The organism is Mesorhizobium sp. LNHC221B00 (assembly GCF_000502935.1).
GTDB lineage: Bacteria > Pseudomonadota > Alphaproteobacteria > Rhizobiales > Rhizobiaceae > Mesorhizobium > Mesorhizobium opportunistum.
In genome coordinates this window covers 99,166-108,193 of record NZ_AYWR01000025.1, presented here as the reverse complement: position 1 = coordinate 108,193, position 9,028 = coordinate 99,166, and the positions used below count along the sequence as shown (strand labels likewise).

The following is a 9,028-nucleotide window of genomic DNA, read 5'->3' as shown; positions in this document are numbered from 1 at the left end:
CAAAGCACGCCAAACTGTTCGCGATGTCCTCGCACACCTGTTCGCGATGTCCCCGGTCCAAACACCCCCTTGCGGGGGAGATGCCTGGCAAGGCAGAGGGGGGTGCTGTCCCGCCAACCTGTCGATGTCTGGATCACGTCATTAAACCGGGCGAGGCCGGCGTTCCGTCACCCCCCCTCTGGCCTGCCGGCCATCTCCCCCGCAAGGGGGAGATGGCAGCTTCACTGTCCTGCCGGCATTCGGACCGGGGCCTCAACACTCACCGCTCTATCCGCGTCGACAGAATGATCGACGACGAGGTCCGCTCGACGCCGTCCATGGCGCCGATCTGGTCGAGCAAGGCGTCGAGGTCGCGGATCGACGGCGCGTCGACGATGACGATCATGTCGAAATTGCCGCTGACGGAATGCAGCGTCCTGACCGGCGGCAGTGCCTGCAGGGCCCGCACCACCTTGTCGGCGAGCTTCGGCGTCACGGTGAGCAGCACATGCGCCTTGACCAGCCCCTGCTCATAGTCGGCGGAGAGCTTGACGCCGTAGCCGGCGATGATGCCGCGCTGCTCCAGCCGCTCGATCCGGCTCTGTACCGTGGTGCGCGATACGCCGAGCTGGCGCGCCAGTTCGGCGGTCGAGGCGCGTGCGTTGGCACGCAGCAGGGAAAGCAGGGCTTGTTCGGCTTCACTGAGCATTTCGACGAATCCCTTCGGCAATTCAGCTAAAGATAGGTTTCACTCTGCCAGATTCCACGCTTCCTTTCGACAGGCAAGCTGCGATTCTATTCCCACAATCAGCTTTGGTTCGAGGGATCAGTCATGAAGAAAATCATTGTCGTCGGCGCCGGCAAGATCGGCTCGACCATTGCCGAGATGCTTGCCGCTACGGGCGACTACCACGTCACGCTCGTCGACCGCTCGGCGGCGCAGCTCGCCGCGGCCGAAGTGCCCGATGGCGTCGAGACGCTCGAACTCGACATCGCCGCAATAGGCACGCTCGAAGCAGCGCTCGCCGGCAAGTTCGCGGTGCTGAGCGCGGCACCCTTCCATCTCACCACGCGGATCGCCGAAGCGGCGGCCAGCGCCGGCGTGCACTATCTCGACCTGACCGAGGACGTCGTCTCGACCCGCCGCGTCAAGGAGCTGGCGCGCTCGGGCAAGAGCGCCTTCATTCCCCAATGCGGCCTGGCGCCGGGCTTCATCTCGATCGTCGCCAACGATCTCGCCAGCCGCTTCGACACGCTGGAAAGCGTGCGCATGCGCGTCGGCGCGCTGCCGCAATACCCGTCCAACGCGCTGAACTACAATCTGACCTGGAGCACCGACGGCGTCATCAACGAATATTGCGAGCCGTGCGAGGCGATCGTCGAGGGCGAGCTGGTGGAAGTGCCGCCGCTGGAGGAGCGCGAGGAGTTCTCGCTCGACGGCGTCACCTACGAGGCGTTCAACACCTCGGGCGGGCTCGGCACGCTGGCCGAGACGCTGAAGGGCAAGGTGCGCACGCTGAACTACCGCACCATCCGCTATCCCGGCCACGCCGCGATCATGAAGGCGCTGCTCAACGACCTTGGGCTCCGCCACCGCCGCGAGGTGCTGAAGGACATTTTCGAGAGCGCCCTGCCGGCGACGCTGCAGGACGTGGTGATCGTCTTCGTCACCGTCTCCGGCCGCAAGAACGGTCGCCTGCTGCAGGAAACCTACGCCAACAAGATCTATTCGAAGCGCGTCGGCAGCGTGGTGCGCAGCGCCATCCAGATCACCACCGCATCCGGCATCTGCGCCGTGCTCGACATGCTGGCCGATGGCAGCCTGCCGGCAACCGGCTTCGTCAAGCAGGAAGACATCGCGTTGGACGCATTTCTAGCCAACCGCTTCGGCCGCGCCTACGCCCAGCACGAGATGGTGAGCCGGCTAGCGAGCTGAGGTGGCGCATCTCTTCCTTCCCCCCTTGCGGGGGAAGGTGGATCGGCGCGCAGCGCCGAGACGGATGAGGGGTGCTCCAGGGAAACTCCACGTCTCACTCCGCTGGAGCACCCCTCATCCGTCGCCTTCGGCGACACCTTCTCCCACAAGGGGAGGAGGGAAAAAACACCGCCCTCAAATATGCAGCGCGTGCCCTAGCGCCTTGAGCGCCGCTTCCTGGAATCCCTCACCCTGCGTCGGATGGGCATGGATCGTGCCGGCGATGTCCTCCAGCCGCGCGCCCATCTCCAGCGCCAGCCCAAAAGCCGCCGACAGTTCCGACACGCCTTGCCCGACCGCCTGGATGCCGAGCACCAGATGATTGTCGGCGCGCGCGACGACGCGAACGAACCCATCCTCGCCCATCTTCGTCATCGCCCGCCCATTGGCGGCGAACGGAAACAGGCCGGTCTTGAGCTCGCCGCCGAGCGCCTTCGCCTCTTCCGGTGACAGGCCCGCCGTCACCAGCTCGGGATCGGTAAAACAGACGGCGGGGATCGAGCGCTTGTCCCAGCTGCGTTTGTGGCCGGCGACGATCTCGGCGACCATTTCGCCTTGCGCCATCGCCCGGTGCGCCAGCATCGGCTCGCCGGTGACGTCGCCAATGGCGAAGATGCCGCGCATCGAGCTGCGGCACTGGCCGTCGATGCGGATGAATTTCCCGGCCATGTCGAGGTCGATCTGGTCGAGCCCCCAGCCTTCGGTCACCGGCTTGCGGCCGACCGTCACCAGGATCTTGTCGGCGGCAATTTTGGCGCTCTTGCCGTCCGCGGTCTCCACCAGCAGCGCATCGCCTTTGACGCCCTTGGCCTTGGCGCCCAGCATCACTTCGACGCCGAGCTGGGCGAGCCGTTTCACGACAGGCCGGGTGAGTTCGGCATCATACTGCGCCAGCACGCGCGGCAAGGCCTCGACCACGGTCACGGCCGTGCCCATCTTGGCAAAGGCCATGCCGAGTTCCAGCCCGATATATCCGCCGCCGACCACCGCGAGCTTCTTCGGTACCTCGCTCAAAGCCAGCGCTTCGGTCGATGAAATCACCGGTCCGCCGAAAGGCAGGAACGGCAATTCGACCGGCGCTGAGCCCGTCGCAATGACGATCGCCTCGGCGCGGATAACCTGTACGCCGGTCTCGGTCTCGACCGCGACGGTCTTGCCGTCACGGAATGTCGCCCAGCCATGCACGGTCTTCACGCCGGCCTTCTTGAGCAGGCCGGCAACGCCGCTGTTGAGCCGGCTGACGATGCCGTCCTTCCAGGCGACGGTTTTGCCGAGGTCAAGCGTAGGTGCGGCGACCGAAATGCCGAGCGGGCTCTTGCCGCCGGCCATGTGCGCAACCTTCTCGAACTCTTCCGCCGCATGGATCAACGCCTTCGACGGAATACAGCCGACATTGAGACAGGTGCCGCCCGGCTTGCCGGCCTCGACGATCACCGTATCGACGCCAAGCTGCCCGGCGCGGATAGCGCAGACATAACCGCCCGGACCGGCGCCGATGACAAGCAGCTTGCAGGAGATTTCTTTCATCTTGGCTGTCCTTTCGGCGAACGCCACGGCGCGCCTTCCCTTCTCCCCTTGTGGGAGAAGGTGGATCGGCGCTTTAGCGCCGAGACGGATGAGGGGTGCTCCAGCGGAGTGAGGCGTTGGTGTTTCAGCGGAATGAGACGTCTGCGTTCCCTGGAACACCCGTCATCCGTCGCCTTCGGCGCCACCTTCTCCCACAAGGGGAGAAGGGGGAGCCTGGATCCCGACGCTTCGTGCTTCGCAATCAACCCCATCCCCCTCAATCCACAAAGATCAGCGCCGGCGTTTCCAGCAGCGCCTTTATCCGCTGGATGAACACCGCCGCGTCCCAGCCGTCGATCACCCGATGGTCGAAGCTCGACGACAGGTTCATCATCTTGCGCGGGATGAACTGGGTGCCGTCCCACACCGGCCGCACCATCATCTTGTTGACGCCGATGATCGCCACTTCCGGGTGGTTGATGACCGGCGTCGTCGCGACACCGCCCATGGCGCCCAATGAGGTGATGGTGATGGTCGAGCCGGACAGCTCGTCGCGGCTCGCAGTACCCGACTTGGCCGCTTCGGCCAGCCTGACGACCTCGGCGCCGCAGTCCCAGATGTCGCGCGCCTCGGCATGTTTGACCACCGGCACCACCAGGCCCGACGGCGTCTGCGCGGCGATGCCGATATGGATGCCGCCATGCTGGTGGATGATGCCGGCCTCGTCGTCGAACAGCGAATTGAGCTGGGGCTGCTCCGATATCGCCTTGACCATCGCCCGCATCAGGAACGGCAGCAGCGTCAGCTTGGGCCGCTCAGCCTTGCCCGCGCGCTTCTCCTTGTTGAGCGCGGCGCGCAATTCCTCCAATGCGGTGACGTCGATCTCCTCGACATAGGTGATGTGCGGGATGCGCGCCTTGGACAGCGACATCTTCTCGGCGATCTTGCGCCGCAAGCCGACCACCTTGATGTCCTCGACCGCGTCGTTGCGCGCAAGGCCAGATGCCTTGGCGACCTGCGGCCCGCGCGTCAGGAACGCCTCGATGTCCTCATGGCCGATGCGGCCGGCCGGGCCTGTTCCCGCGACCTGCCTGAGATCGATGCCGGCCTCTTTCGCGCGCAGGCGAACAGCTGGCGATGCCAACGGCTTTTCACCCTCCGGACGCGGCGCGCCGGAGACGGATATCTTTGCTGAACTTTTCGAAGCGGCCGCGGCGGGTTTCGCCTCCGGCACACTGGCCTTCGGCTGAGCTTTCGTGGTCGGCGCCGCGCTCTCGGGGTTCGGCGTCGGAAGCTTCGCCGGAGGCTCGGCGGCCACCGCCTCGGCGTTGGCGCCGCCCTGCGGCTTTACGTTCCCCTCGCCTGCCACTTGCAGCCGCACGATCGGCGAACCGATCGCCACCGTGTCGCCGATCTCGGCGCCCAGCCACACGATCTCGCCATCGACGGGCGACGGAATCTCGACCGTCGCCTTGTCGGTCATGACGGCGGCGAGCACGGTGTCCTCGCGCACGATGTCACCGACCTTGACGTGCCATTCGACAAGTTCGGCCTCGGCGACGCCCTCGCCGACATCGGGCAGCTTGATGATGTGTTCGCCCATCCTAAGCTCCCATCGTTTCAAGTAGAGCGCGGCCGACCCGCGCCGGTCCAGGGAAATAGTCCCACTCCTGCGCATGCGGATAGGGCGTGTCCCAACCGGCGACGCGGGCCACCGGCGCTTCCAGATGATAGAAGCAGTTTTCCTGCACCAGCGCCGACAGCTCGGCGCCGAAGCCGGAGGTCAGCGTCGCTTCATGCACGATGACGCAGCGCCCGGTCTTCTTGACCGAGGCCACGATCGTGTCGAGGTCGAGCGGCAAGAGCGTCCTCAGGTCCATGATTTCGGCATCGATGCCGGTCTCCTCGGCCGCCGCCTGCGCGACATAGACCATGGTGCCGTAAGCGAGCACGGTGACCGCCGAGCCCGCCCTGCGGATCGCCGCCTTGCCGAGTGGCACGGTGTAGTGGCCGTCGGCGACCTCGCCGAGTTCATGCTTCGACCACGGCGTCACCGGCCGGTCGTGATGGCCGTCGAAGGGACCGTTGTAGAGCCGCTTCGGCTCGAGGAAGATCACCGGATCGGGATCCTCGATCGCCGCGATCAGCAGCCCCTTGGCATCATATGGATTGGACGGCACCACCGTCTTCAGGCCGGACACATGGGTGAACAGCGCTTCCGGGCTCTGGCTATGCGTCTGGCCGCCGAAAATGCCGCCGCCGGTCGGCATGCGCACCACGATCGGGCAGGTGAAGTCGCCATTCGAGCGATAGCGCAGTCTGGCAGCTTCCTGGGTCAGCTGGTCGTAAGCCGGATACATGTAGTCGGCAAACTGTATTTCCACGCATGGCTTCAGCCCATACGCGGCCATGCCGATGGCCGAGCCGACAATGCCGGATTCGTTGATTGGCGCGTCGAAGCAGCGGCTCTTGCCGTATTTGGCCTGCAGGCCCTGCGTACACCGGAAGACGCCGCCGAAGAAGCCGACGTCCTCGCCGAACACGACGACCTTGTCGTCGCGCCCCATCGACACATCCATGGCATCACGGATCGCCTCGATCATGGTCCGCCTTGGCATGACTTCAGACCCCCGCCTGCTGGCGCTGGCGCCGGAGATGCGGCGGCATTTCGGCGTAGAGCCCTTCGAACATGTCACGCGTCGACGGCTTGCCGCCGGCATGCAGCGTGCCGTGGCTTTCGGCCTCCTTCTGCGCCGCGATCACCGTGTCGAGGATTTCCGCCTCTGCCTGCGCGTGCCGTTCGTCCGACCAGACGCCGAGCCGGATCAGGTGGTTCTTCAGCCGCATGATCGGGTCGCCGAGCGGCCACGCGTCGGATTCGGTCTTCGGCCTATAGGCGGAAGGATCGTCCGAGCTCGAATGGGCTCCGGCGCGGTAGGTGACATATTCGACCAGCGTCGGCCCAAGATTGCCGCGCGCGCGCTCCGCCGCCCATTTGGCCACGGCATGGACGGCGAGATAGTCGTTGCCGTCGACGCGCAGCGACGGGATACCGAAGCCGAGGCCGCGTGCGGCAAAGGTGCCCGAGCCGCCGCGCGCAATGCCCTGGAAGGTCGAGATCGCCCACTGGTTGTTGACCACATTGAGCACGACCGGCGCCTTGTAGGTGGAGGCGAACACCAGTGCGGAGTGGAAGTCGGACTCCGCCGTCGAGCCGTCGCCGATCCAGGCGGCGGCGATCTTGGAATCGTTCGAGATCGCCGAAGCCATCGCCCAGCCGACCGCCTGGATATACTGCGTCGCCAGATTGCCGGAGATCGAGAAGAAGCCGTGCTCCTTCGAGGAATACATGATCGGCAATTGCCGGCCCTTCAGCGGATCGGCCTCGTTGGAATAGATCTGGTTCATCATCGTGACCATCGGATAGCCGTCGGCGATGAGCAGGCCGGCCTGCCGATAGGTCGGGAAGTTCATATCGCCCGGCGATAGCGCCTTGCGGAAGGCGCAGCTCACCGCCTCTTCGCCGAGATGCTGCATGTAGAAGGAGGTCTTGCCCTGCCGCTGCGCCATCTGCATGCGGGCGTCGAAGGTCCTGAGCGTCATCATGTGACGCAGGCCCTCCAGCAGCTCCTCGTCGGTGAGCAGCCCGGCCCACGGCCCGACCGCTTCGCCATCGCGGTTCAGCACGCGGATGATCGAGAAGGCCATGTCGCGGATGCTGCGCGGATCGACGTCGATATCGGGACGCGGCACCGAACCGGCCGATGCAATGGTCACATTGGAGAAATCAGGCGTGCCGCCCGGCCGCACTTCCGGCTCGGGAACATGGAACCGCAACATCCCAGCATCGGTCATGACCTTTGTCCTCCAATGTTGCCTGGTGCCGATATTTGCACATCCGCGCCGCCAGACCAGTGCGAATTCGCTTGGGCAGGCCTCGCGCATCGCACCGGCCACGCCGGCCGATCCAGCCTCCCGCGCACAAGATGTAGATATGTCCGCGAAATTTCTTGTCGATGTTGGGCGGCGGTGCGCAATTTGGCGCAAGCTTGGGCGGGGTTTGTCGGAAGATAAGGCGATTGGCTGGCAAGCTCGCGCGGTCTCCCCTTCTCCCCTTGCTTGCGGGAGAAGGTGTCGCCGAAGGCGACGGATGAGGGGTGCTCCAGGGAACGCCAACGCCTCACTTCGCTGGAACACCCCTCATCCGTCTCGGCGCTGCGCGCCGATCCACCTTCTCCCGCAAGGGGAGAAGGAAAGGAGCGGCCGCACCGAAGGCCGTTCACTCGGTCCCCGCATCATGCTAACCCACCCTCCATGGCACAGAAGAAAGCGTTCGAGGTCGATTCGTGGCTCGCGAAGCCTGACGCGCGCATCTCCATCGTCCTGCTTTACGGCCCCGATCGCGGCCTCGTCTCCGAGCGCGCGAAGGCCTTTGCCGCAAAGACCGGCCTGCCGCTCGACGATCCCTTCTCGGTGGTCCGGCTCGAGGGTTCGGAGGTCGATCGCGACGAGGGCCGGCTGCTCGACGAGGCCCGCACCGTGCCGATGTTTTCCGACCGCCGCCTGCTCTGGGTTCGCAACGCCAGCGGCCAGAAGGCGCTGGCCGACGATGTCAAGGCGCTGGCGGCGGAGCCCGCGCGTGACGCGATCATCCTCATCGAGGCCGGCGATCTGAAGAAAGGCGTCGGGCTGCGCGCCGTGGTCGAGGCCGCCGACATTGCCATGGCGTTGCCCTGCTACGCCGATGAGGCGCGCGACATCGATACGGTCATCGATGACGAGTTGCGCAAGGCCGGCATGTCGATGACGCTGGAGGCGAGGCAGGCGCTGCGCCGCAATCTCGGCGGCGACCGGCTGGCCTCGCGCGGCGAGATCGAGAAGCTTATTCTTTACGCCCATGGCCAGAAGGAAATCGGGCTCGAAGAGGTCCGCGCCATGTCCGGCGACGTGTCGGGCGCCTCGTTCGACGACGCGGTCGACGCGCTGCTCGAAGGCAAGGTCGGCGACTTCGACACCGCCTTCACCCGTCACTGCCAGTCCGGCGGGCCACCTTTCCTGGTGCTGTCCTCGGCCATGCGCCAGCTGCAGCAGATCCAGGTGATGCGCGGCCAGATGGAACAGGGCGGCCGCAACGCGGCCTCGGTCGTCGCCGGCGCCCGCCCTCCGGTTTTCTTCTCGCGACGCAAGCTGGTCGAGAAGGCGCTGGAGCGCTGGAGCAGCGACGCGCTTGGCCGTGCACTAACTCGGCTGCAGACGGCAGTATTGCAGACGCGGCGGCGGCCGGATTTGTCGGTGGCGCTGGCAAGACAGGCGTTGCTGGGGATTGCGGTGGAGAGCGCGAGGCTGGGGCAACGCGGCTAATCTCCCCCCTCGAGGGGGAGATGTCGCCGAAGGCGACAGAGGGGGTCGGCACGACCGGACGCCGACCTCTTCTTCCCCTTCAGCAGGACGCCGGCGCTTGATGGAGACGACCCCCCTCTGGCCTGCCGGCCATCTCCCCCTCAACGAGGGAGATTGGCAGCCTCGCCGATTTCGCCAATCATCGACGCTGAAAAAGAGAAGGGCTGG

General features: G+C 65.7%; 7 protein-coding genes. 2 read left to right on the top strand and 5 right to left on the bottom strand.

Going from position 1 to position 9,028, the window contains the following annotated elements; all coding sequences use genetic code 11:
- Positions 1–259: 259 nt before the first annotated feature.
- Positions 260–688: an Lrp/AsnC family transcriptional regulator gene (locus X741_RS141520; protein ID WP_023769017.1), complete on the bottom strand. Its 429-nt coding sequence runs from the start codon at positions 686–688 to the stop codon at positions 260–262.
- A gap of 123 nt (positions 689–811) precedes the next feature.
- Here X741_RS141520 and X741_RS141525 point away from each other — a divergent pair, with 123 nt between their 5' ends.
- Positions 812–1,915 carry a saccharopine dehydrogenase family protein gene (locus X741_RS141525; protein WP_023780009.1) on the top strand — a complete coding sequence of 368 codons (1,104 nt, stop codon included), beginning with the start codon at positions 812–814 and terminating at the stop codon, positions 1,913–1,915.
- Between the two features lie 174 nt (positions 1,916–2,089).
- Here the strand turns inward: X741_RS141525 and lpdA are convergent, their stop codons facing one another.
- The 4 genes from lpdA to X741_RS141545 form a co-directional block, all read right to left on the bottom strand.
- Positions 2,090–3,481, bottom strand: coding sequence for a dihydrolipoyl dehydrogenase (lpdA, locus tag X741_RS141530; RefSeq protein WP_031250455.1), 1,392 nt, complete (start codon positions 3,479–3,481; stop codon positions 2,090–2,092).
- Positions 3,482–3,737: 256 nt separating this feature from the next.
- Positions 3,738–5,063 (bottom strand): dihydrolipoamide acetyltransferase family protein, encoded by a 1,326-nt coding sequence (locus X741_RS141535; RefSeq protein ID WP_023780007.1) that lies wholly within the window; start codon positions 5,061–5,063, stop codon positions 3,738–3,740.
- Between the two features lies 1 nt (position 5,064).
- A complete protein-coding gene (locus tag X741_RS141540; RefSeq protein ID WP_023780006.1) occupies positions 5,065–6,078 on the bottom strand; it encodes an alpha-ketoacid dehydrogenase subunit beta in 1,014 nt (337 codons plus the stop codon).
- A 4-nt stretch (positions 6,079–6,082) separates the two neighbouring features.
- On the bottom strand, positions 6,083–7,315 hold the full coding sequence (locus X741_RS141545; protein WP_013892142.1) for a 3-methyl-2-oxobutanoate dehydrogenase (2-methylpropanoyl-transferring) subunit alpha: 1,233 nt from the start codon (positions 7,313–7,315) through the stop codon (positions 6,083–6,085).
- A gap of 459 nt (positions 7,316–7,774) precedes the next feature.
- Here X741_RS141545 and holA point away from each other — a divergent pair, with 459 nt between their 5' ends.
- Positions 7,775–8,821, top strand: a complete 1,047-nt coding sequence (gene holA, locus X741_RS141550; protein WP_023780004.1) for a DNA polymerase III subunit delta — start codon at positions 7,775–7,777, stop codon at positions 8,819–8,821.
- The last annotated feature ends 207 nt before the right edge of the window (positions 8,822–9,028 follow it).